Source organism: Devosia sp. P2_G7, assembly GCF_056403495.1.
Map to the genome: position 1 here is coordinate 241,692 of NZ_JBFUFI010000001.1, position 23,344 is coordinate 265,035.

A 23,344-nucleotide genomic window follows, 5' to 3' on the forward strand; every position below is an offset into this window, starting at 1 on the left:
CCATCAGAAACAGGGGTTTTAGGCTATGAGTGAATCCAGCAAGACGGCCAAAGCGGCCATGATTTCCCGCCGCAGCATGCTCAAGGGAGCCGCCGCGCTGGCCGGCGCTGCCGCGGGCTCCGGGGCCCTCGGTGGTTTCCCCACCGTCTGGGCGCAAAACCCGATCACGCTGCGCCAGTTCGGCACCGGTGTGTCGAACCTCAACGCCATCGCCGAAAAGTGCAAAGCCGATCTCGGCATCACGCTTGAAATGACGGCGACCGATTCCGACGCCGCCGCGCAGCGCGCCGTCACCCAACCTGACAGCTACGACATCGCCGACATCGAGTACTGGATTTTGAAGAAGGTCTATCCGACCGGCGTGATCCAGCCGATGGATGTGACCAAGCTCAAGTACTACGACAAGATCGTGCCGCTGTTCAAAACCGGGAAGCTGACCCCCGACAGCGTCATCGCCCAGGGCACCGCGCCGCATACCGTCGGCTATGTCGATGCGCCGGATTCCAAGGAATTCGCCAAGGGCGAAACCGGCTACTTCACCATGGTCCCGACCATCTACAACGCCGACACGCTGGGCATTCGCCCCGACCTCGTCGGCCGCGAGATCACCACCTGGGCCGATATCATGGACCCGGCCTTCAAGGGCAAGACCTCGATCCTCAACATCCCGTCGATCGGCATCATGGACGCGGCCATGATCATGGAAGCGATGGGCAACATCAAATATGCCGACAAGGGCAACATGACCAAGGCGGAGATCGATGCGACCATCGATTTCCTGATCAAGGCCAAGCAGGACGGCCAGTTCCGCGCCTTCTGGAAGAGCTTCGACGAGAGCGTCAACCTGATGGCCTCGGGCGAAGTGGTGATCCAGTCGATGTGGTCGCCGGCCGTCGCCGCCGTGCGCTCCAAGGGCATCGCCTGCAAGTATCAGCCGCTCAAGGAAGGCTACCGCTCGTGGGGCGGTGGTCTCGGCCTTGCCGCGCATCTCTCGGGCGCCCAGCTCGACGCGGCCTACGAGTACATCAACTGGTACACCTCCGGCTGGGTCGGCGGCTATCTCAACCGCCAGGGCTACTACTCGGCGGCCATGGACACCGCCAAGGAGTATATGTCGGAAGACGAATGGGGCTTCTGGATCGAGGGCAAGGCAGCCGTCGGAGACATCCTGTCGCCCGATGGCGCGGTGATGGAGAAGGCCGGCGCCGTGCGCGATGGCGGCTCCTTCCTCGAGCGCATGGGCCATGTTGCCTGCTGGAACTCGGTGATGGACGAAGACCGCTACATGGTCACCCGCTGGAACGAGTTCATCGCGGCCTGATGAGCCACCGGCGTTCACCCTCCCCCCTCTCGGGGAGGGTAGCGCAGCTTGGACCGCCAGGTCCGTAGCGGAACTAGGGTGGGGGGAGAGGCTTGCTCCGAGCGTGCGGCGCCCCCCACCCCTGTCCCCTCCCCGCAAGGGGGAGGGTGACCCCGACTGATAGCCAGGAGCAAAAATGGCCGTCGCCGATCAGATCATCGCCGTGCCCGCCGCCAAGCCGAAGACGCGGAAAATGCCGCTGTCCCTCGGCCGGCTCGCCTCATACATCCAGTCGATCCCGCTCTGGCTGATCCTCGGCTTCTTCCTCCTCCTGCCGATCCTGCTGCTCGTCTTCGTCAGCTTCTGGGACTACGATTTTGCGCGGATGTATCCGGGCTTCGTGCTCACCAATTATGTCGACACGCTCGGCTCCTGGGTCACCTGGAAGACCTATCTCAACACGCTGAAATTCGCGGCGATCGTCTGGGTGCTGACGCTCTTCATCGGCTTCTGGGTCGCCTATTTCCTCGCCTTCCACGTCAAGTCGGCGACCACGCAGATGGTGCTGTTCCTCGTCTGCACCGTGCCGTTCCTCACCTCCAACATCATCCGCATGATCTCGTGGATTCCGGTGCTGGGCCGCAATGGCCTGGTCAATTCCACGCTGGTCGAGATGGGCGTCATCCAACAGCCGATCGAGTGGCTGCTCTACTCCGATTTTGCCGTGGTGCTCGCCATGGTGCACCTCTTCACGCTGTTCATGGTCACTCCGATCTTCAACACGCTGATGCGTATCGACCGCTCCCTGATCGAAGCGGCGCGCGATGCCGGTGCCAGTGCCTGGCAGATCATGTGGAACGTCATCCTGCCGCTGGCCAAGCCCGGCATGGCGATCGGCACCATCTTCGTTGTGACCCTTGTCATGGCCGATTTCTCCACCGTGCAGGTGATGAGCGGCGGGCAAAGCGCCTCGGTGGCGCTGATGATGAAGAACCAGATGTCGCTGCTGCAATATCCGGCCGCTGCGGCCAACGCTGTCGTGCTGCTGGTGCTGGTGCTGCTGCTTGTCGGCGGCATCCTCCGCATCGTCGATATCCGGAAGGAACTCTGAGATGGCAAAGCACCGCGAAAAGCGCCCGCTCAGCTTCTACGTCCTCGCCGCCTTTTTCGGGCTCTTCGTGCTGTTCCTCTATGGCCCGATGTCAGCGATCTTCATCCTGTCGTTCCAGGGTCCCAACGGCGGGCTTACCTTCCCGCTCAACGGCGTCTCGTTCCACTGGTTCGGCAATCTCTTCGAGAAACAGGCGGTGGGTGATTTCGGCGCCAGCTTCACGCGCTCGCTGCTGCTCGGGCTGATGGTGATGGTCTCGACCGTCCTGGTAGCGCTGCTCGCCGGCCTCGCCTTCCGCCGCAAGTTCATCGGCGGCACGCCGCTGTTCTACCTGACCATCGCCAGCCTGGTGGTGCCGTCGATCATCGTCAGCCTCGGCATCGGCGTATTGTTCCAGCAGATCGGCTTCCGCCCGTCGTGGTGGACATCGGGCTTCGGAGCGCATCTGACCTGGACGCTGCCCTTCGGCGTGCTGATCATGTTCGCCGTCTTCAACCGCTTCTCGCCGTCCTACGAGGAGGCGGCGCGCGACCTCGGCGCCTCGCCGTGGCAGACGTTCCGCCACGTGCTGCTGCCGATGATCGCGCCCAGCCTGATCGGCGTCGGCCTGTTCGGCTTCAGCCTCTCCTACGACGAGTTCGCGCGCACGCTGATGACCGCCGGCAGCTTCAACACGCTGCCGCTCGAAATCTACGGCATGACCACCAACGTCACGACACCGGTGCTTTACGCGCTGGGTACCGTAACGACGCTCTTCTCGTTCGCCGTGATCCTCGTCACCCTCGGCATCATCCTTCTCATCGGCCGAAAGCGGGCTCGGGCCTAAATGCGACTATTGCTGATCAACCCCAACACCACCGCCTCGATGACTGAAAAGATCGGCGCTGCGGCGCGCGACGTCGCGGCCGAAGACACCGAGATCGTGGCGCGCAATCCGGCCACCGGCCCCGCTTCGATCCAGGGCGTCGAGGACGGCGACGCAGCACTCCCCGGCCTCTTTGCCGAGATCGACAAGGCGCAGGGGTTCGATGCCATCGTCATCGCCTGCTTCGACGACACCGGGCTTTACGAGGCCCGGCGGCGGACCGGCGTTCCGGTGATCGGCATCGGCGAGGCGGCCTACCACACCGCCATGCTGATCGCCGACCGCTTCTCCGTCGTGACCACGCTCTCGGTGTCGATCCCGATCATCGAGGAAAACATCCTGCGCTATGGGCTCAGCGCCCGCTGTGGCAAGGTGCGCGCGTCGAACGTCCCGGTGCTCGAGCTTGAGCGCCCCGGTTCAACCGCTCGCGAGACCATTTCCGACGAGATCGCCAGCGCCTTGCTGCACGATGGCTCCGACGCCATCGTGCTGGGCTGTGCAGGCATGGCCGATCTCGCTGCGGACCTCGCTGCGAGGCACGGCGTGCCGGTGATCGATGGGGTCGCTGCTGCGGTGAAGCTCGCTGAGGGACTCGTGGCGCTGAAGTTGGGCACGTCGCAATCGGGGCCGTTCGCGCGTACGCTGGCCGCATGAACCTCAGCATCAAACCGATGACCCGCGCCGATCTCGACGTGGCGCTCGGCTGGGCTCGCGATGAGGGCTGGAACCCCGGCCTCGACGACGCCGGCGCCTTCTACGCGCAGGACCCCAGCGGCTTCCTGATGGGTTGGATCGGCACCGTGCGCGTCGGCTGTATCTCGGTCGTCAAATACGGGTCGGACTTCGCCTTCCTCGGCCTCTACATCGTTCACCCCGCGCATCGCGGTAAGGGCTACGGCAAGGCCATCTGGGACGCCGGCATTGCAAGCGCAGCGGGCCGCAGCATCGGCCTCGACGGCGTCGTGGCCCAGCAGGGCAACTACCGGAAGTCCGACTTCGCCTTCGCCCACAAGAGCGCGCGCTGGGGCGGATCGCTTCGCGGCCTGGTCACCACCCGCTCCTTCGTCCGGCCGATCGCCGGCGACGACCTGGTCGCCGTCCTCGCCTACGATCGCCAGCACGTCGCCGCCGAGCGCACGGACTTCCTCAAGGCCTGGCTCGCCCCGTCGCCGTCGCGCCAGACCGAGGGCTATTTCGAAGACGGCACGCTCCGCGGCTACGGCACCATTCGCCGCTGCGTCGATGGCTGGAAGATCGGTCCGCTCTTCGCCGATACTCCGGCGATCGCCGAGACCCTGCTCGCGACGCTGGTGACCCCGGCGGCCACCGACATGATCTTCATCGACATCCCCGAGCCCAATCACGCCGCCGTCGAAATGGCCCGCCGCCTCGGCCTCACACCCGCTTTCGAAACCGCGCGCATGTATCTCGGTCCCGCACCCGATCTTCCGCTCGACGAGATATTCGGCATCACCACGCTGGAGCTCGGCTGAGCCTCTCCAATGGGCTCTCCAGCTAGATCCGCCCCGCCCTGAACTCCTGCGCGAGGTGTCGGCAGGCGCGTATCGTCAAGGCCATGATCGTGAGTGTCGTACCCGTGACGCCGCTGGTGGCAAAAGCGCTGGCGTCGGTGACGAGGAGGTTGGGGACGTCCCAGCTCTGGCTCCAGTTGTTGAGCACGGAGTCCTCGGGACGCTCGCCCATCCTCGCGCCGCCGGCCTCGTGGATGGCTGCCCCCATCACCATGGTTCGGCTGAACATCCGGCGGAACAGGAAGCGGCTGAGCGGGTCGGAATCCGGGTAGGCGCCACGACCTTTTTCCTCGAGGCCGAGCGGCGAGCCGATGAACTCCAACTCGCCCCCCGCCCCCTCGATCGTCTCGGCCAATGTATCGAGCTGACGGGTCAGGGTGGCTTTGTCATCGGGCCCGATCTGGCAGCGGATGTGCGGAACCGGGATGCCCCACGCGTCCTTGCGTCGGGGGTCGATGGTGATCCGGTTGTCCGGGTTTGGCTGCATCACCCCATAGCCGAAAAAGCTCAGCCTTGCGTCGCTGGTCGCGCCGGTGCGGGATCGGCCGACGCTGCCCTGGAAGTCGAAGTCGTTCGCTGCCGAGCTGCCATCCTTGCCGATGAAGCGCGGCAGGAAGATGCCACCGGATGGCCCATAGAAGGGATCGGGTGGAGCGGTGTCAGCCCTGGCCCAGCCCTTTGCCTTGGGGAAGGTGCCCGCGGCAATGCAGGGCAGCTGGTCCATGAAGTAGCGCCCGAGTGTCCCCGAGCTGTTGCCGAGGCCGTTGGGGTGGCGCGGTGAGCTGGAGTTCAGCATGAGCCGGACGCTTTCGATCGGCGACGCGCAAAGCACCACGGATCTCGCCTTGATCACAGTTACCCGGCCGGTGCGGCTGTCGATCACCTCGGCGCCGATCGCCCGGCCGGTCTCGTCGTCGGTCAGGATGCGGCGGGCGATGGTGTTGTAGCGGATATCGAGATTACCGCTGGCGATGGCCTCGCGCATCGGCCTTAGGACGCGTGTGGGCTCGGGCCCGATATAGCGCCAGGTCACGACCTTCCGTTCCGGCCAGCGGCTCTCGACCTCCGTCTTGAACAGGGTCTCCGCCTCGGTCATCCGGGCTTCGTGCGTGTAGATGCTATCGGGAAGCGTCGGGACGCCGTCGGGCTGGCCGTAGAGCTCCAGCGAGCGTTCGACTTCCTCGTAATAGGGGACGATATCGTCGTAGGCGATGGGCCAATCGACGCCGCGACCGGTGCGGGAGTTGCTCTTGAAATCGTCATCCGTCCAGCGCAGCAGCACACGGCCGAAGACATGCGTCCGGCCGCCGGCCTGGCGGCTGCGGATCCAGACGAAGGGGGCGTCTGGCGGCGTCGAGTACGGGTTCTTGCGGTCGCTGGTGAAGAGCTTGCGCTGCCGGCTATCGAAGAAGGCCGCACGTGCTTGCACCCACTGACCACCCAGGGTGGCCTTGGCGCGCTGCAGGATGTTGATGTCCGACTGGCGCGGCTTGTGGTTGGCATCGAAGTCGTCGGGGCCGATTTCCGGTCCGGCCTCGAGCTGCACGACCTTCAGGCCCTGGGCGGTGAGCTCCCTGGCGGCGAACATCCCTGCCGCGCCAGCTCCAACGATCAGGGCGTCGAAAACGACGTCAGGCATGATTTGCTCCTAGTGATACGGGCCTTGCAGAAAGACCAGGGTGTGGGGGCTCCGCCCGATATCGGGCTGGCGCGGGGACAAAGGCGACGACCAGTGCGGGTCGCTACGCCGTGACGGCCTTGACGCTCTCGCGAAGTACGATCGAGCAAGGCACCTCGATGCGGCGCTCGAGGTCGGTTTCGCCAAGGACCAGGTCCATCACCAGGTCGGCCGCACGCTGGCCCAGCTCGGAGGTGGCCTGCTGGATGGTCGAGAGGGCCGGCAGCATGAACGCTCCGACCTCGGCGCCGTCGAAGCCGATGACCGACACGTCGTCCGGCACCCGCAGGCCGCCATCGACAACGGTCTTGATGAAGCCGATCGCCGTGTCATCGTTGGCGCAGACGATCGCGCTGGGCCGCTCGCTCGATGGCTGTTCGAGGAAGTGCGCCCCGGCCCTGACGCCGCCGCCGAAGTTGAAGTCGCCCCGGTAGAGTTGCAGCGCCGCTTCCGGCAGCCCGTGGGTGGCGAGTGCGGTGCGCACGCCGCGCAAGCGCTCGATATCGTGGTAGTTGCCCTCGCGACCGCGCACATAGAGGAAGCCCCGGTGCCCCAGCCCGATGAGCTCGGACACGGCGGCGCTGATGGCATCGTGGTCGTTACTGACGACGCTTGGGATGCCCTCGGCGCTCATGTCGAAATGCAGCGAGACGATCGGCAGTCCCGTATCGGTGAGGCTTCGCCCATTGGCGCCGGGCATGGCGCTCGCCATCAGCAGCACGCCGGATACCGTCCCGCCCAGGGCGACGGTGAGGATATGTTCGTCGGTTTCGGCTTCGCGCGACACGTTGGCGATGAGCAGGGAAAAACCGCGCTCCTTCAGGGCCTTGCCGGCGGACCGCAGCACTTCGATGACCGTCTGCGAGGCACCGATATAGAGCTCCTCGGGGAGCACGATCATGATTGTGCGGGTCCGCCCGACGCGGAGGCTCCGGGCCGTCTGGTTGGCGGTGTAGCCGAGCTTGCGGGCCGCCGCCTCGACCTTGAGCCGGGTGGGCTCGGCGATGCGGCCGGGCATGGTCAAGGCGCGGCTGACCGTCGATGTCGCGACACCGGCCTCTCGGGCCACGTCCGCGATCGAAGGACCGGCCGCACGATCATCCGATGTTCTCGTCATCGCTGAATCATCCTCGTCCCTCTTTTCGCCGGAATTTTCTCAGGGCGTCAAACACTTACCGCTGCCTATTCAGTGGGCAAAATAGGCGCTTGCGCACCAAAACAGCATATGCAATCAATATCGCGTTGGCAATCGATTGCCAAGTAGGTTGTCTTTCCCAGCAAGATCAACTCGCAGACTTTTCCAGTGCCAGGGAAAGGCCCCTCCGAAGCGCCGATTTCCTCTCAGTTCGAGAAAGGGAAGCATGATGCCTATGAAGTGGTTTACCCGCCGCGCGCTCATCCTCACCGCCACATCGGCGGCGGCTGCGCTGGCTCTCACCGGCTACGGCCGAGGGGAGGACGTGATCGACAATTCGCCTGCTGAGGGCACGATCCAGGTCTGGATCGGCGGCGCCGAAGGCGAGAAGATGCCCGGCTTCCTCGCCGAGTTCGAGGCGCAGAACCCCGGCGTCAAAGTTGAAGTGACGCAGATCCCGTCGGACCAGTTCGACGCCAAGCTCCTCACCGCCATCGCCGCCGGCACGGTCCCCGACCTCGTTCGCCTCTACTCGCAGAGCCAGGCGAGCCTCATGGCGACGGGTGCCTTCGCACCGGTGCCCGCCGGCGTCGCCAATCCGGACGACTTCTTCACCAACGCCTACAACACCAACGTGAAGGCCGGCGTCGCCTACGGCATCCCGGTCGACGTCTACGCAACGATGTTCCAGTACCGCAAAGACCTGGCCAAAAAGGCCGGCCTTGGCGCTCCCAAGACCTGGGACGAACTGAAGGCCTTCGCCAAGGCCATGCAGGCGCAGGGCTCCAAGTGGGGCATCGGCATGGATGTCGGCTACGACATCTACAACGCCCAGGGCCTCAACGAATTCATCCACCAGAACGGCGGCAGCCTCATCAGTGCCGACGGGACGAAGTGGACCATCAACTCCGCCGAGAACGTCAAGGCGCTGGAGTTCTGGGGTTCGCTGTTCTCCGAGGGCCTCGCGTCTCCCGATGGCCCGAAGTTCCTCGACACCGTGCCGTGGTTCACCTCGGGCGAGATCGCCAGCAAGGACATCGGCCCCTGGTTCGAGCAGTGGGCGGTCGACGCCAACGGCCGTGAGTGGGTCGATGCGAACCTCGCGACAGCCGAAATGCCGGCCGGACCGGTGGGCACCGCCTCGGCGCTCGGCTCGGGCAGCATCGCCGTGCTCAAGGACGGCAAGAACCAGGTCGCAGCCTGGAAGCTCGCCCGCTACCTGACGCAGCCGGCCACGCAGATCGCCTGGTACAAGCTGTTCGGCAGCCTGCCCTCGGTGAAGGCCGCCTGGGATGATCCGGCAATCGCCGGCAACAAGCTGCTCGATGCCGAGCGCAAGGCACTCGAGACGGCCGTCGATATTCCGCAGGTCCCCACCTGGAGCCAGGTCGGCACCTATATCGGCCAGCAGACGGAGCGGGTCGCTCGCGGCCAGGCGACTGCCCAGCAGGTGCTGGACGACGCGCAGGCCTTCGCCGAGTCGGTCGGGGTGGGCAACTAGGCCCTTCCCTCGGACTAGCAACATGCCGTGGAGCGCTGACCATCGCGCTCCACGGACGCCCGCTACGGGATGCCATCGTCTTCAAGGGGAATTCAGTTGAGCAGCACGTTGGGGAAAGCACCCCGGCCGACTCCATGGCAGACAACAACCGCGTGGACCTTCATCGCGCCGTTCATGGCGACGTTCGCGGTCTTCACCGCGGTCCCCGCGCTGATTGCCCTCGTCTACAGCTTCACCAATATCGGCGTCGCCGACATGCGGCACCCATTCGACGTCGACTTCGTGGCGTTGGGCACCTTCGTCCGCGTACTGACCAATGCCGGGTTCCTGCAGTCCCTGGCGACGACCGGGCTGTTCGTGCTCACCGGCGTGCCGCTGACCATGCTGATCGGGTTAGCCCTGGCGCTGGCGCTCAACAGCGGCATCAAGCGCCTCAGGGCCACGTACCGCGCAGCCTTCTACCTGCCGGTGATCACCAACGTCGTCGCCGCGGCCGTCATCTGGCAGTACGCGTTCACGCTGAACGGACCCGCCAACTCGTTCCTCGCCTCGATCGGCATCGCCGGCCCCAATTGGCTGGGTAGCCCCAATATGGCGTTCACCACCGTGGTGATGCTGGCCGTCTGGCGCAACATCGGCACCTGCATGGTGCTGTTCCTCGCCGGGCTGCAGTCCATTCCATCCGACGTATACGAAGCCGCCGCCCTCGATGGCGCAGGCGCCTGGCGACGTCTCATCTCGATGACATTGCCGTTGCTGCAGCCGACGACGCTGCTGGTCAGCGTGCTGATGACGGTGTCGTACATGAACATCTTCGATGAGCCGTACCTCGTGACGAAGGGAGGCCCGCTCGGCGCGACCAAGTCGGTGGCGCTGTGGGTCTACGAGCAGTTCGGCTTCGGCAACATCGCCAACGCCATGGCCGGTGCTTACGTCATGCTCGCCATCATCGTGGTGCTCGGGATCATCCAGCTTCGCATGTTGAGGGCCCGGTCATGACCCCGAAGCTTCATTTGGCTACGCCGCTGCTCTACGCCTTGCTGACGGTCGTCGCCGTTATCACGCTGATCCCCTTTGTCTGGGTGATGTTCGGGGCATTCAAGTCCCAGGCCGAGATCATGTCGGCGCCGGGTGCCTGGCTGCCGAGGAACTTCGGCAATTTCGACAACTTCATCGAACTGTTCGAGCACCGCCAGTTCGGCACCTTCATGCGCAACTCGTTCATCGTCTCGGTCTTCACCGTGGTCGCGAACGTGCTGTTCAGCTCGATGGCCGGATACGCACTGGCGAAGCTGCCCTTCAAGGGCCGGCGTCTCGTCTTCGCCTCTGTCCTAATGGCGATGATGATCCCGTATGTCGCGCTGTTCGTCCCGCAGTTCTTCGTCATCGTGCAGTTGGGGCTGGTCAACACGCTCACCGCCATGGTGCTGCCAATCGCCGTCATGCCGATCGCGGTGTTCATCATGCGGCAGTTCGCTGACTCCATTCCCGACGACCTCCTCGAAGCAGCGCGCCTCGACGGGGCAGGCGAGTTCCGCATCTTCTTCGGCATCTTCCTCCCCCTGCTGGGGCCGGCGGTGGCGACGGTCGCCATCATCACCTTCCTCAACTCGTGGAACTACTTCCTCTGGCCGCTGATCGTAGCGCAGAGCGAGGAGACCTACACCCTTCCGGTCGGTCTCTCGATCGCCTCGCAGGCGGCAAACTCGACGGATTACGGCCTGCTGCTGGCCGGCGCCGTTGTCGTCCTGCTGCCGGTCCTGCTGCTGTTCATTTTCCTGCAGAAGTACTTTGTCCGCGGCATTGCCGTGACCGGGCTGAAGTAGCCCGATCGACCCCCATAATCCCAAATAGCCCTTATCTGGAGACCTCAATGTCCCGTCGCTATGCCACAGACATCATCACGTTCTACCATCCGCAGTTCTGGGGCCTCAACACCGACGCGGAGCTGCAGGAGTGGGTAGCGGGCAACCCGGACAAGTTCTGGGAAACCGTGCTGGGAGTCCTCGCGGAAACGGGTGTCCCGGGGGTCGAGCTGACCTTCGCGCCCGGCAGCATCGAGAACGTCATCCGCACCTTCGGAAGCGGGGCGGCGTTCAAGCGGGAACTCGACACCCGCGGCCTGTCGGTCGTCAGTTCCTTCATCGCCGACCCCAGCTTGCCGAACTGGCGCACGGCGGATGATCTCGGGGTGATCGTGGCCGACGCCGAGCGGCGGGCTGCGTTCCTCGTCGAGGTCGGCGCCGACATGCTGGTCACCGGCCTGCCGATGCGGCGGACCTACGGCGAGCGGCCGGCGTTCTTCGTCGACGCGCCCTACATGACCCGGATGGCCGAAATCGCCCACACGGTTGGCGAGGCCGTCAGCCGGCTGGGTGTGAAGCTCGCCATCCACACCGAATCCAACAGCTCGCTGTGGCTCGAGCGCGACATCGACCTGTTCATGTCGTTCACCGATCCCAACTATGTCTGGCTGTGCCCGGATTCCTGCCACATCGCGCTTGGCGGCGGTGACCCGGTTGCGGTTGCCCGGCGCCACGCGCAGCGCATTGCGCTGGCGCACTGGAAAGACGCGGTGGGGCCAATCAGCGAGAAGATGGTCATCGACCACACGATCTACGCCCAGCAGCAGCGCTTCATGTGCGGGCTCGGCGACGGAGTTGTCGACTGGAAAGGGTGGTCCGACGCCATGCTCGAGACCCCCGGCAGCGAGATCGTCCTCATCGAGCTCGATGCCGCGACTGACCCCGTCACCGCGCTGCGAGCCGGCCGGACGTTCGCCGAGGGGATCGGGGGGTGATCGACTTCAGCGTCTGCATCGAAACGGCGTTCACCGAGGGCGGGCGTAGCGTGCCCGACCGGGTGCGGGCCGCGGCGGACGCCGGGTTTCCCGCTGTCGAGATCTGGGACTGGCGGGACAAGCCGCTGCCCGAACTGCGGCGGGCGTTGAGGGCCTCGAACACCGAGCTCCATACGCTGTGCGTCGAAACATGGCGCGACAAGTGCCAACTCGCCGATCCACAGTCGCACGACGAGTTCATCGCCCGCGTCGAACGCTCGGCTGCCGTTGCAGTCGATCTTGGTACGCCCAAGCTGGTCGTTCTGGCCGGAGATGTCATTGCGGACCGCGACATCGCCTCCCAACGGCAAGCCGTGGCCGATGTCCTCGCAAGGGCTTCGGACGCCGTTTCGGCCTCGAATCTCGAGCTGGTGGTCGAGGTCGTCAACCGGCAGTTCGAAGGACCGAACGCCCTGCTCCGGGATTCCGCCGCTGCCCTGGACGTGGTTCGGCTAACGGACCGCCCGAACGTCAAGTTCCTGTATGACCGCTACCGCTGCACCGCCGCGTTGTTGGCGGCAAGCCGCGCCGCCGCCCCGCTGCGCCAGATGAGATAGGCGGCGAGTGCGAGCACGGGCACAACGATCAGCAGCGCCCAGGCCCGGGCGCCGGCCTCGCCCGCAGCAGCCGCCGCAGTAACCGGCACCAACTGGTGCAGCGTCCAATCCGTCGATGGTACCGGCGAAGCAATCTGCAGATACGGCTCCGGCCGCCCATTATCCGGCAGGGTGACCCGAACCGGCTGCAACGGCCCGTCCGTTTGCAACGGCTCGATCGGCAGCGGCAGCAACGAGGCATTGCCGAACAGCAGGCTCTCCCTGATCTGCTGCGCCTCCGGGTCACCGATCGGCGTGTCCGTGCGGAACCGCCATTCAGGCACCCCGGTCACCAAGACGATGCCTCGAGCATCCGTCACATAGATCGGCTCGCCCGCGCTCGCCCACGCCGCCTCCACCGCATCGAACTCGACCTTCACCACCGCCACCCCGATCGGCCCCGTGGGTGTGTCGATGCGGCGGGCAATGTAGAGCCCCGGCCGGCGGCTGACCGTTCCCAGCGCGTAGTGCTCAGCGCTCCCCGCGGCCATCGCATCGCGGTAGTAAGGCCTGAACTGATAGGTGTTGCCCACGAAGCTGTCGGCGCTCCGCCAGTTGCTCGCCGCCAGCGTCAGCCCGTCTCTGTCGAGCACATAGATGACGCTCGCCCGGGCCCCGGCGTTCAGCGCCTCTAGCTTCTGGTTGAGCGCCGTCAGCGCTGCCTCATCCTTCGATAGCACCGCCTGCACGACGTCGCCTGCGAGTGACACGACCAGCGGCATCGACCGCTGCTTGTCGAGTTCTGCCCGCAGCACGGTCGTATTGAGGCTGGCGGATGCAATAGCCCGCTGCCGCAGCGCCTCGAGGCTTTGCGTCCGGCCAAAATCGCCGGCCACCCACAGGGTGGCAAAGATGGTCGCCGCGGCGAGCGCCAGATAGATCAGCCACGCGCGCCGCCGAAGGGCGGGCGCCGGCAGCTCCAGCGTTTGAGCCGAGGCAGGTACGGACATGATCCTGATTGTGCGTAATTTCGCACACGGCGCAAGCCGAACTGTGCGGCCATCCGCACACACCGATCTCCGGCTCCACGCTGGTCCTGATTTCTCTTGTCCGTGCAATCGCTTAGCCGGCATCACCCTGGTTGGCACACCGGTTGCAATCTCCATCGGCACCACGGCACGCGCCGTGCACTGATCAGCGTGGAGGAGAGACCATGATCATCGAAGACACGGGGGCAGCAGCCCTGCCCCGCAAGCTACCCTTCTACCGGCACCTCTATTTCCAGGTGCTCGTCGCCATCGCCATCGGCATCGCACTCGGGCATTTCTATCCCGATATCGGCGCCAGCCTGAAACCGTTGGGCGATGCCTTCATCAAGCTGGTGAAGATGATCATCGCGCCGGTCATCTTCCTCACCGTCACAACCGGCATTGCCGGGATGAGCGACCTCAAGAAAGTGGGCAAGGTCGCCGGCAAGGCGATGCTCTACTTCCTCGTCTTCTCCACCCTGGCGCTGATCATCGGCCTCATCGTCGGCAACGTCGTCCAGCCCGGCGCCGGCTTCAACATCGATCCAGCCACGCTCGACGCCACCGCGGTGGCCGACTATGCCGAGAAGGCCCATGAGCAGACCATCGTCGGTTTCCTCCAGGGCATCATCCCGACCACCGTCGTCGGCGCCTTTGCGGATGGCAACATCCTCCAGGTCCTGTTCTTCTCGGTGCTGTTCGGCGTCGCGCTGGCGCTGGTCGGCAAGAAGGGCGAGCCGGTCCTCAACATCCTGCAGTCGCTCACCACGCCGATCTTCAAGCTGGTTGCGATCCTGATGAAGGCCGCCCCGATCGGCGCCTTCGGCGCGATGGCCTTCACCATCGGCAAATACGGCCTCGGCTCGGTCGCCAACCTTGCCATGCTGGTCGGCACCTTCTACCTGACCGCCTTCCTCTTCGTCGCCGTCGTCCTCGGTGCCGTTGCCCGCTTCAACGGCTTCTCGATCCTCGCGCTCATCCGCTACATCAAGGAAGAGCTGTTGCTGGTGCTCGGGACCAGTTCCTCCGAGGCCGCGTTGCCGAGCCTGATGGAGAAGATGGAGAAGGCGGGCTGCAAGAAGTCCGTTGTCGGCCTCGTCATCCCGACCGGCTATTCGTTCAACCTCGATGGCACCAACATCTACATGACGCTGGCGGCGCTCTTCATCGCCCAGGCGACCAACATCGATCTATCGCTGGGTGATCAGATCATCCTGCTGCTGGTTGCCATGCTGAGCTCGAAGGGTGCGGCGGGGATAACCGGGGCGGGCTTTATCACGCTCGCGGCCACTCTGTCGGTCGTGCCGGCAGTGCCCGTCGCCGGGATGGCGCTGATCCTTGGGATCGATCGCTTCATGTCGGAATGCCGGGCGCTGACCAACCTGATCGGCAACGCCGTCGCCACCATCGTCGTCGCCCGCTGGGAGAACGAACTCGACAAGGAGCAACTCGCACCAGCCCTGTCAGGCAGGCGTGAGCCCAACTACGCGACCGTGCCGACCGCGGTGCCGGCGGAGTAGTGCGCAAATTGACACTCGAGGTCGCGGCTAGCCCGCGACCTCGAAAATTCTCTCGCGCGCCGCGACCCATCGGATACCGGGAGATCGGCGCGATACTCGCGGTACTTCCGCTTTGGACCAGAAGCGGTCGTCCCTGCATTTGTAACGGGCGCGCAATGTCCCACTGGCTGCCATAGAGTCGCCCAGCGAACCGCTTGGTGGAATAAAGCGCCCTAAGTGCGAGATAGCCCATTAGAGAATGGCGCGACTGCATCGCGAATTCGGGCTCCGAATTAGCCGTCTCTAGTTGGGTTCGCGCGACCGCCCGGGCAAATAGACGCGACCTTCCCGAGGGTTAGCCTCCGACCCCTCGCGAGGCCAAAAACACCATTAATATCAAGGAGTTAATAGCGGACAGGGAGGGGCTCGAAATGCCGATGGAGTTGATCTTGCTAACCCTCGGAAATGTCTAAGGAATTTCCAGCGCAATCATTCTATAAGTTATTGATCGCGCTGGCTTATTTACCATTCTGGCACCTTGGCCGCGGACGTGCTCCAACACCAGTTCGCGACTGGTCCCTCCCTCCAGGCAGTGGGCTCCTATGTCCGCATTGCGCCACTAGCGGTCATCGGCCTCCGAGCGTCGTGAACATCGCGACCTGGCTGGCGATCGCAAGCTCTGTCGGCAGCCGCTCCATCGAGCTCGCGCCGTAGAAGCCGTGGCAGGCTTGGGTGCGGGCAAGAACGTAGCTTGCGTCTTCGGGCATGGCGATCGGGCCGCCGTGGCAGAGAATGATGATGTCGTCGCGCACGGCACGGGCGGCGGCGGACCACTCGTCGATCTTTGCGATGCAAACGTCGAGGGTGAGCGCGGTTTCGGCGCCGATGGAGCCGCCGGTGGTGAGGCCGAGATGGCAGACGATGATATCGGCGCCGGCCTTTGCCATGGCCACGGCATCGTCGCTGGAGAAGACGTAAGGCGTTGTCAGCATGTCCTTTTTCGCGGCGCGATCGATGATCTCGACCTCGAGCGCGTAGCTCATGCCGGTTTCGTCGAGGTTGGCGCGGAAGGTGCCGTCGATGAGGCCGACGGTCGGGAAATTCTGGATGCCGGCGAAGCCCAGCTCTTTCAACTCGTTGAGGAATTTGTCGGGGATCAAAAACGGGTCGGTGCCGTTTACGCCCGCGAGGACCGGGGTTTTGCGGACCACGGGGAGGACTTCATGGGCCATCTCGACGACGATGTCGTTGGCGTTGCCATAGGCCATGAGGCCGGCGAGGGAGCCGCGGCCGGCCATGCGGTAACGCCCTGAATTGTATATCACAATCAGGTCGATGCCGCCGGCTTCCTCGGCTTTGGCGCTGAGCCCCGTGCCGGCGCCGCCGCCGATGATGGGGCGGCCGGCGGCGATCTTCTTCCGCAGGTTGAGGAGGATATCTTCGCGGGAAAGTCTGGTCATGGTTTGGCCTTAGGACGGGGAAAGTTCATGGAAGTTTGCCACCAGCGCGGCGGCGAACTTGGGATCGTTGATGTGGAGGTCGAGTTCGACCAGTTGGCGGTTGGGTGCGGCGTGCCAGCCGGAGCGAATGGCATCGAACAGGGCGGCGTCGGCTTGCGGGTCGTGGAACGGCTGGCCCGGGGCATCGATGGCCGAGACGCCCTTGAGCGGCAGCAGGAAGCGCACCGGCCCCGCCATGCGGTTGAGGCAGCTGACGATGAATTCGCCGATCTGGCGGTTCTCGTTGGGGGTGGTGCGCATCAAGGTGACCTGGGCGTTGTGGACATGGAGCTTGCGGTCGCGGAACTGGGGCGGGACGGTTTCCCTGGCGCCGAAATTGACCATGTCGACGGCGCCGACCGAGCCGACATAGGGGAGCCGGGTGCGGATCACCGAGCCGAAGCGGTCTTCGGTCGCCGGAAACACGCCGCCGACGAGGAGGTCGGGGACCTCGGTGGTGGTGACGTCGATGAGGCCAGCGACGAGGCCGGAATCGGCGAGCTTTTCCATCGATTGCCCGCCGGTGCCGGTGGCATGGAAGGTGTAGACCTCGTGCGTCGCCTCCATCGCCTCGCGGACCATGGTGACGCATTGGGTGGTGACGCCGAACATGGTCATGCCGAGGCCGGGCTTGTCGGCGCCTGAGGTTGGCGCGGCGGTGAGCGCCATGCCAGCGGCGGCGTGCGCGGCGTTGCCGATGACCTTGCGCGAGATGGCGTTGAGCCCGGCGATGTCGACCACCGAGTACATCATGGTGAGGTCGTTGGGGCCGACATAGGGCGCGGTGTTGCCCGAGGCGACGGTCGAGACCATCAGCTTGGGAGTGCCGATCGGGAGCGCACGCATCGCCTCGGTGACGAGGGCGGTGTTGCCAGTGCCGCCGAGGCCCAGCACCGCACCGATATCGGTACGACCAGCGAGATAGCAGGTCAGCGCCTTCGCCATGGCGGAGACCGCCTTGCCGCGATCGGTGAGGCCGAGCACGGCCCCAGACCCCTCCGGATGGTGGGTCGCGACCACGGTGGCCGCCACATCGGCGCCCGTCCCCGTACCCTGCGTGCCGACATCGACCAGCACGGATTCGGCGCCCGCGGCACGCACCCGCTCGGCGGCGTAGCGCAACTCCGGCCCCTTCGTGTCCATGGTTCCGACCACGTAGACCTTTGCCATTTCCTCCCTCTTTCCGACCATTTCGGGCCTGTTTGCGCGGCTTGCCGCCGTTGCTTCGTATGCAATAGGCATAGCGTGCATTTTTCATATTGTATATTCTTGCAGTGATTGTATACAAATGCATATCGGACAACGAGGCCGCGACGGAACAGCAATGAACGAAATTCGCCACCTGACGCTGCGCGAACGCATCTACGAGGAGATCGTGCGGATGATCGTTTCGGGCGAACTGCCCTCGGGCGCGCCGCTCGACGAGAAGGCGCTGACCGAGAAGCTGCAGGTAAGCCGCACGCCGTTCCGCGAGGCGCTGGGCACGCTGAGCAAAGAGGGGCTGATCGAGATCAAGCCGTATCGGGGCTTCTTCGTGCGCAGCTTCACCAGGAGGGAAACCGAGGACCTCTACGAACTCCGAAAGACCCTCGAGTGCTTCGCCGTCGAACTTGCCGTGCCGCAGATGAGCGACCGGCACATCGCCAATTTCGAGCGCATCCTCGACGAGGCCGTCGCCGCACTAAAGGCCGATGACATGGTGGCCTACGGCCTCGCCGACCGCGAGTTCCACGAGACCATCGCCGAGCTGTCCGGCAATGCAGCGCTGATCGAGACGCTGAGCCGGCTGGCGCTGCAGATCCAGATCGGCCGCACCATCGCCAACGAGAGCCACACCTTCGCCGAGGACGCCGCAAAGGAGCGCGACGACATCCTCGCCGCCTTCCGCAAGCGCGACATCAAGGCCGCCGTCAAGCTGATGCACGCCCACATTTCCGACGTCCAGCGCACCGTGCTGGCACGCTTCGAGGACCCCAAACCGGCCAAACGCTAGGCCATATCCGCGGGTATTCCGCGAACCAAGACGACGCCGGTCAACCGGCGCGCCCAATGAGGAGGACCACCATGTTGAGACGTACCCTATTGGCCTCGGCCGCCGCCCTCGCGGTCGCCGGATTGGCAAGCGGAGCCCAGGCTCAGAAGCTCGTCATGTGGGGCCCCGAGCAGATCACCGAACCGCTCGTCGCGGGACTGTGGAACGGCCTCAGGGCCGAGTTCGAAGCCGCCAATCCCGGCGTCACCGTCGAGTTCATGCCGCCCACCGGCACGATTTCGAACGGCGCGGTGCAGGCCGCGATCCAGTCCAATGCCGGGCCGGACGTGATCCTCACCAATTCGGGTATCGCGCGGGTGACCACGGTGGTCGACGCCCAGCTCGTATCCCCGCTCACCGCCGCCTATACCGAGCGCGGCTGGGACAAGCAGATCTACCCCTGGCTCTACGAAGAGCTGAAGCGGCAGCGCGGCGGCGAAATCTACGAAGTGCCGGATGGGCTCGATGCGCTGGCGGTCTGGTACCACAAGGACATGTTCGCCGAGAACGGCTGGACCATGCCCGCGACCTATGCCGAGTTCCTCGATCTGCTCGGAAAGATCAAGGACAAGGGCATCATGCCGATCGCCATCGGGCCACGGACGGCCGGCAGCGCCGGGCACCTCTTCGGCAACATGCTGCAGTCGGCGAGCGGCAGCGAGGCTGTCGGCAAAGCGGTTTCGGGCGAACTCAGCTGGACCGACCCGTCCATGGTCACTGGCGCGGCGCGGCTGCGCGAGCTGGTCGACAAGGGCTATATCGACAAGGAAATGGCGGCGCTCGATCTCGATGGCGCAGCGCGGCTATGGTTCAACAAGCGGGCGGCCATGTTCGTCGCCGGCCCCTGGTTCACCGCCAACGCCCGCAAGGCTGAGTACGACCTCGCCAATGCCGGCTATTCGCCGATGCCGTCGGACCTCGGGCCGGGCAAGCCGACCGGTGGCGTCGGCTGGAGCTGGCTGGTTCCCGCCAATTCCAAGCAGCCGGAACTGGCGATGAAGTGGATCGACTTCATCCTCTCGGACGCGGTGATGAAGAAGCGGGCCGAGAATGCGGCGAGCACCATGATCTACCCGCGTGCCCTCGACGGCGTGAACCCGCCGACCGCGATCCTCGGCGACATCTTTGCCGCCGCGGCCAATGGCGTGGGCTACAATCCAAGCGTCTACCTGCCGGCCGGTGTGGTGGACACCTACTTCCAGGTGATCCAGGGCATCATCAGCGCCCAGATCACCGGCGAGGACGCCATGGCGCAGATCGAGGCCAAGATGGCCGAGGTGCAGTAGGGCTAGTGCTGGCCGGAGCAGACGGCCCCCTCCCATCCTCCCCCATGATGGGGGAGGTGCCTCACCGGTTCGTGTGGCACGATCGCGCTACACCCTCGCCTCTTCACCTCCCCCATGATGGGGGAGGTCAGGAGGGGGCCGTCTGTCTCAACGAGACTTCTAAAAATGACCAGACTAGCCACCACTGCTGAGAGAGTCGGAGACGCGCCGATGGGCGCCACGATCAGGTCCCGCCGCACCCACCGCGAGGCCCTCGCCTCCGCGATCCCGCTCCTGCTTCCTGCCCTCGCCGTCTACGCCCTGTTCAGCCTGCTCCCGATCCTCGCCACGTTCTGGCTGAGCTTCACCGACTCCCGCGGCCTCAACACCGAGGCCAACTTCGTCGGTTTTGCCAACTACGGCCGCGCTGCCGTCGATCCGATCGTCTGGCAAAGCCTCGTCCACACCTTCCAGTGGCTGCTCGGGCACCTGCTGATGGCCGGCGGGCTGGGTCTCGTCCTCGCCCTGCTGATCAGCCGGCTGAGGCTGACCCGCGTGTTCTTCCGCACCGCCTTCTTCCTGCCCCACCTCGTCTCGCTGGCGGTCGTCGGCGTCATCTGGGCCAATATCTACGACCCGTTCTATGGCCTGCTGAACACCGGCCTCGAGCAGATCGGGCTCGGCGCGCTCACGCAAGGCTGGCTGTCCGACCCGCTGCTCGTCCTCTTCTCTGTCAACGTCGCGAGCTCGTGGCAGGGCTTTGGCCTCTACATGCTCCTGTTCATCGCGGGCCTGCAGAACATCGATCATTCGCTCTACGAAGCAGCCGAGATCGATGGCGCCAATGGCTGGCAGCAGCTCTGGCACGTCACCCTCCCCGGCCTCGCCGAAGTGATGACCTTCGTCGTCTCCCTGGCCATGATCAACGGCCTCAAGGGCTTCGCCACCGTCTTCGTAATGACCGATGGCGGCCCGTTCTACCAGAGCGAGCTCATCACCACTTACATCTACAGGCTGGCCTTTTCGATGCAGGATCATGGACTTGCCGCAGTGCTCTGCGTGCTGCTGAGCGCGCTTGCCATCGGCATCACCGTCGCCTTCAACCGCTGGCGCGCGAGGTTCGCCAAATGAGCCACCGCAAGTCCGAATGGCCGGCGGCCCTAGCGCTGCTCCCCGTCCTCGCCCTGGTGCTCGGACCCTTCCTCTGGCTGCTCGCTTCGAGCCTCAAGAGCGAAGCCGAGATCGGCCAGGCCAACCCCTTCGCCCTGCCCAAGCAGGCCATGTGGCAGAACTACGTTGACGCATGGCAGATCGGCGGCTTCGGCGACCTCCTCGCCAACAGCCTGCTGAACCTCGCCGGCGTCGTCGCCCTCACCCTCGTAGCCTGCGCCCCCGCCGGCTATGTCTTTGCCAAGCTGAAATTCCCCGGCCGGGAGTGGGTGTTCTACCTCGTCATCATCGGGCTCACGATCCCGGTGCAGGCTATCGTCATCCCGCTCTACGAGGTGCTGTTCAACCTGGGGCTGATCAACTCGCTCGCCGGCATAACGCTGGCGCAGGTGAGCAACGGCATCCCGTTCGGCATCTTCCTGATGCGGAGCTTTTTTGCCGGGGTGCCTGATGAACTGGTCGAAGCCGCCCGGATCGATGGCGCCAGCCACTTCCAGATCCTGCGCAAGGTGATGCTCCCCCTCGCCGCCCCGGCGCTGCAGGCGCTGGTGATCATCTCGGCGCTCTCGACCTGGAACGATTTCTTCCTGCCGCTGGTAGTGCTGATCAGCTCCGAAGTGCAGACGCTGCCGCTCGGCCTCGTCCGCTTCGCGTCCACCTATTCCACCGATTTCCGGCTGGTGTTCTCGGGCACCGTGATCACCTTCCTGCCGGTGATCCTCCTCTACATCCTGACCCAGAGGCGCTTCACCGAAGGCCTCACGCAAGGCGCATTGAAAGGCTGATTTATGCCGCACCACGTCCCGCGGGAGATCCGCTACAATTTCGAGTACGAGCGGCGGCTCAAGGCCTGCTTCATCGGCGCCGGTGGCCACGCCTACCGCAACGTCTACCCGACCTTCCGCTACGCGCCGGTCGATCTCGCGGCCATCTGCGATCTGTCCGAGGAGCGGGCCGAGGGTTTCGCGAAAGTGTTCGGGGCGGAGCGCACCTACACCGACCACAAGGCGATGCTGACGGCCGAGAAGCCGGACGTGGTCTTCATCGTCACCAACTACACCGAGGACGGCCACGTGCGGGCGACGGCACTGGCACGCGACTGCGTCGAGGCGGGCGCCCATGTGTGGATGGAAAAGCCGACGGCGGCGAGCCGGGCGGAAGTCGAGGAGCTGATCGCGGTTTCGGCTCGCACCGGCAGGAACATCGTGACCGGGCTGAAGAAGACCTTCTTCCCCGCCGTCGAGAAGCTCAAGGATATCGTCACCGCCCCCGAGTTCGGGCGGCTGACCTCGCTCACCGTGCGCTACCCGCAGGGCCTGCCGGCGCCCGACAAACGCGGCGACCTGGTCGCCATGCAGCACTTCATCGACCACATCTACCACCCGGGCGCGATCCTCTACTTCCTTGGTGGGGAGATCGATCGCGCCAGCTTCGAGTGGGAGCCGGTCAACGGCGCCACCATCACCTCCATCCGCTTCAAGTCGGGCGGGGTCGGCGCACTCCACATGACCGCCGGCCAGAGTTGGGCCGGCCCGCTCGAGCGCATCGAGGCGATCGGCGAGGGCAGCCACGCCGTGGTCGAGAACGGCGTGAAGCTGACGCACTACAGGAAGGCCGCGCTCCCCAGCTATGGCCGCGCGTCGAGCTGGATCCAGCCCGAGGAGAGCGCCACGGTCCTGTACGAGCCCGAGTTCTCGCTCGGCCAACTCTACAACAGCAACATGTTCACGCTCGGCTACGTGCCGGAGGTGCTGCACTTCTGCGAGGCGGTGCTGGAGGGGCGGATCATCACCAAGGGCACGCTACAGACCGCGCTCGAGATCATGAAGCTGTACGACTTTTACGCCGCAACGCCCCACGGCGTGTCGGCCGCCATTTGAGCGCGAGGACCAATTTTGATGACGATCGAGACATTCGTTTCCCGCGCTGAGGATGGTGAGCGGGTCAGTACCAGCTGGGGCGAGCTCAACTGGAAGATCACCGACCAATCGATGGCAGGGACCGAGATGACCTTCGGCACCTGTTTCATCAAGCCGGGCGAGCGCAACCCGCTACACTCGCACCCGAACTGCGAGGAGTTCCTCTACGTCGTCTCCGGCTCATGCGAGCACCGGCTGGGTGAGGACACCGTGATGCTCGGCGCCGGCGACATCATCCGCATCCCGCGCGATGTCCGCCACTGGGCCCGGGCGATCGGCACCGAGCCGGTATTCGCGCTGATCATGTTCTCGACGGGCAAGCGCCAGGCGGTGGACCACGAAGGCGGTGGGGTAGCGTGAGCGGAAACGTCCGCTTTGGGCCAGAAGCGGTCGTTCCAGCATTTCTGACGAGTGCACCTAATGTCTAGCTGGCTG

The 23,344-nt window shown here is 64.9% G+C and carries 22 protein-coding genes; 17 read left to right on the forward strand and 5 right to left on the reverse strand.

Translation table 11 applies throughout. The annotated features are described in order from the left end of the window. Positions 1-25: 25 nt before the first annotated feature. The 5 genes from AC1DWU_RS01275 (at position 26) to AC1DWU_RS01295 (ending at position 4,769) form a co-directional block, all read left to right on the forward strand. Positions 26-1,321 (forward strand): ABC transporter substrate-binding protein, encoded by a 1,296-nt coding sequence (locus tag AC1DWU_RS01275; protein ID WP_477148142.1) that lies wholly within the window; start codon positions 26-28, stop codon positions 1,319-1,321. Between the two features lie 232 nt (positions 1,322-1,553). Continuing rightward, on the forward strand, positions 1,554-2,411 hold the full coding sequence (locus tag AC1DWU_RS01280; protein ID WP_477148499.1) for an ABC transporter permease: 858 nt from the start codon (positions 1,554-1,556) through the stop codon (positions 2,409-2,411). 1 nt (position 2,412) lies between these two features. After that, positions 2,413-3,237, forward strand: a complete 825-nt coding sequence (locus tag AC1DWU_RS01285) for an ABC transporter permease (protein ID WP_477148143.1) — start codon at positions 2,413-2,415, stop codon at positions 3,235-3,237. Continuing rightward, a complete protein-coding gene (locus tag AC1DWU_RS01290) occupies positions 3,238-3,930 on the forward strand; it encodes an aspartate/glutamate racemase family protein (protein WP_477148144.1) in 693 nt (230 codons plus the stop codon). It abuts the gene before it with no gap. Next, a complete protein-coding gene (locus AC1DWU_RS01295; RefSeq protein WP_477148145.1) occupies positions 3,927-4,769 on the forward strand; it encodes a GNAT family N-acetyltransferase in 843 nt (280 codons plus the stop codon). The genes AC1DWU_RS01290 and AC1DWU_RS01295 overlap by 4 nt, the downstream gene beginning before the upstream one ends. Positions 4,770-4,791: 22 nt before the next feature. Here AC1DWU_RS01295 and AC1DWU_RS01300 read toward each other — a convergent pair whose 3' ends face one another. Together AC1DWU_RS01300 and AC1DWU_RS01305 are read right to left on the reverse strand one after the other, a co-directional pair. After that, positions 4,792-6,447: a GMC oxidoreductase gene (locus tag AC1DWU_RS01300; protein WP_477148146.1), complete on the reverse strand. Its 1,656-nt coding sequence runs from the start codon at positions 6,445-6,447 to the stop codon at positions 4,792-4,794. A gap of 103 nt (positions 6,448-6,550) precedes the next feature. Then, positions 6,551-7,603: a LacI family DNA-binding transcriptional regulator gene (locus tag AC1DWU_RS01305; protein ID WP_477148147.1), complete on the reverse strand. Its 1,053-nt coding sequence runs from the start codon at positions 7,601-7,603 to the stop codon at positions 6,551-6,553. 253 nt (positions 7,604-7,856) lie between these two features. On the opposite strand from AC1DWU_RS01305, the gene AC1DWU_RS01310 reads away from it, so the two are divergent. The 5 genes from AC1DWU_RS01310 (at position 7,857) to AC1DWU_RS01330 (ending at position 12,518) form a co-directional block, all read left to right on the forward strand. Beyond that, a complete protein-coding gene (locus tag AC1DWU_RS01310) occupies positions 7,857-9,122 on the forward strand; it encodes an extracellular solute-binding protein (RefSeq protein WP_477148148.1) in 1,266 nt (421 codons plus the stop codon). A 174-nt stretch (positions 9,123-9,296) separates the two neighbouring features. Continuing rightward, positions 9,297-10,121, forward strand: coding sequence for a carbohydrate ABC transporter permease (locus AC1DWU_RS01315; RefSeq protein ID WP_477148149.1), 825 nt, complete (start codon positions 9,297-9,299; stop codon positions 10,119-10,121). Then, entirely contained in the window at positions 10,118-10,948 is an 831-nt protein-coding gene (locus AC1DWU_RS01320) for a carbohydrate ABC transporter permease (protein WP_477148150.1), read from the forward strand. Before AC1DWU_RS01315 ends, AC1DWU_RS01320 begins: the two co-directional genes overlap by 4 nt. Before the next feature lie 47 nt (positions 10,949-10,995). Beyond that, the gene (locus AC1DWU_RS01325; protein WP_477148151.1) at positions 10,996-11,922 is read left to right on the forward strand and encodes a sugar phosphate isomerase/epimerase family protein; all 927 of its coding nucleotides are present in this window, start codon (positions 10,996-10,998) and stop codon (positions 11,920-11,922) included. Further along, positions 11,919-12,518 carry a TIM barrel protein gene (locus AC1DWU_RS01330; RefSeq protein ID WP_477148152.1) on the forward strand — a complete coding sequence of 200 codons (600 nt, stop codon included), beginning with the start codon at positions 11,919-11,921 and terminating at the stop codon, positions 12,516-12,518. The genes AC1DWU_RS01325 and AC1DWU_RS01330 overlap by 4 nt, the downstream gene beginning before the upstream one ends. Here the strand turns inward: AC1DWU_RS01330 and AC1DWU_RS01335 are convergent. Then, entirely contained in the window at positions 12,452-13,507 is a 1,056-nt protein-coding gene (locus tag AC1DWU_RS01335; RefSeq protein WP_477148153.1) for a cache domain-containing protein, read from the reverse strand. The two genes, AC1DWU_RS01330 and AC1DWU_RS01335, sit on opposite strands and share 67 nt — an antisense overlap. A gap of 203 nt (positions 13,508-13,710) precedes the next feature. Here AC1DWU_RS01335 and AC1DWU_RS01340 point away from each other — a divergent pair, with 203 nt between their 5' ends. Next, a complete protein-coding gene (locus AC1DWU_RS01340; protein ID WP_477148154.1) occupies positions 13,711-15,045 on the forward strand; it encodes a dicarboxylate/amino acid:cation symporter in 1,335 nt (444 codons plus the stop codon). Positions 15,046-15,650: 605 nt separating this feature from the next. Here AC1DWU_RS01340 and AC1DWU_RS01345 read toward each other — a convergent pair. Next, complete coding sequence (locus AC1DWU_RS01345; protein ID WP_477148155.1) at positions 15,651-16,484, reverse strand: phosphoenolpyruvate hydrolase family protein; 834 nt, start codon at positions 16,482-16,484, stop codon at positions 15,651-15,653. Between the two features lie 9 nt (positions 16,485-16,493). Further along, positions 16,494-17,693, reverse strand: a complete 1,200-nt coding sequence (locus AC1DWU_RS01350) for a Tm-1-like ATP-binding domain-containing protein (protein WP_477148156.1) — start codon at positions 17,691-17,693, stop codon at positions 16,494-16,496. 154 nt (positions 17,694-17,847) lie between these two features. Here AC1DWU_RS01350 and AC1DWU_RS01355 point away from each other — a divergent pair, with 154 nt between their 5' ends. The 6 genes from AC1DWU_RS01355 to AC1DWU_RS01380 all read left to right on the forward strand — a co-directional run bounded on the left by AC1DWU_RS01355 (position 17,848) and on the right by AC1DWU_RS01380 (position 23,269). Beyond that, positions 17,848-18,516 carry a GntR family transcriptional regulator gene (locus tag AC1DWU_RS01355; RefSeq protein ID WP_477148157.1) on the forward strand — a complete coding sequence of 223 codons (669 nt, stop codon included), beginning with the start codon at positions 17,848-17,850 and terminating at the stop codon, positions 18,514-18,516. Positions 18,517-18,587: 71 nt separating this feature from the next. Further along, entirely contained in the window at positions 18,588-19,841 is a 1,254-nt protein-coding gene (locus AC1DWU_RS01360; protein ID WP_477148158.1) for an ABC transporter substrate-binding protein, read from the forward strand. A 210-nt stretch (positions 19,842-20,051) separates the two neighbouring features. Then, positions 20,052-20,951 carry a carbohydrate ABC transporter permease gene (locus AC1DWU_RS01365; protein ID WP_477148159.1) on the forward strand — a complete coding sequence of 300 codons (900 nt, stop codon included), beginning with the start codon at positions 20,052-20,054 and terminating at the stop codon, positions 20,949-20,951. Next, positions 20,948-21,775: a carbohydrate ABC transporter permease gene (locus AC1DWU_RS01370; RefSeq protein ID WP_477148160.1), complete on the forward strand. Its 828-nt coding sequence runs from the start codon at positions 20,948-20,950 to the stop codon at positions 21,773-21,775. Before AC1DWU_RS01365 ends, AC1DWU_RS01370 begins: the two co-directional genes overlap by 4 nt. Positions 21,776-21,778: 3 nt before the next feature. Next, positions 21,779-22,870, forward strand: a complete 1,092-nt coding sequence (locus tag AC1DWU_RS01375) for a Gfo/Idh/MocA family protein (RefSeq protein WP_477148161.1) — start codon at positions 21,779-21,781, stop codon at positions 22,868-22,870. 18 nt (positions 22,871-22,888) lie between these two features. Further along, entirely contained in the window at positions 22,889-23,269 is a 381-nt protein-coding gene (locus AC1DWU_RS01380) for a cupin domain-containing protein (protein WP_477148162.1), read from the forward strand. Positions 23,270-23,344: the final 75 nt, after the last annotated feature.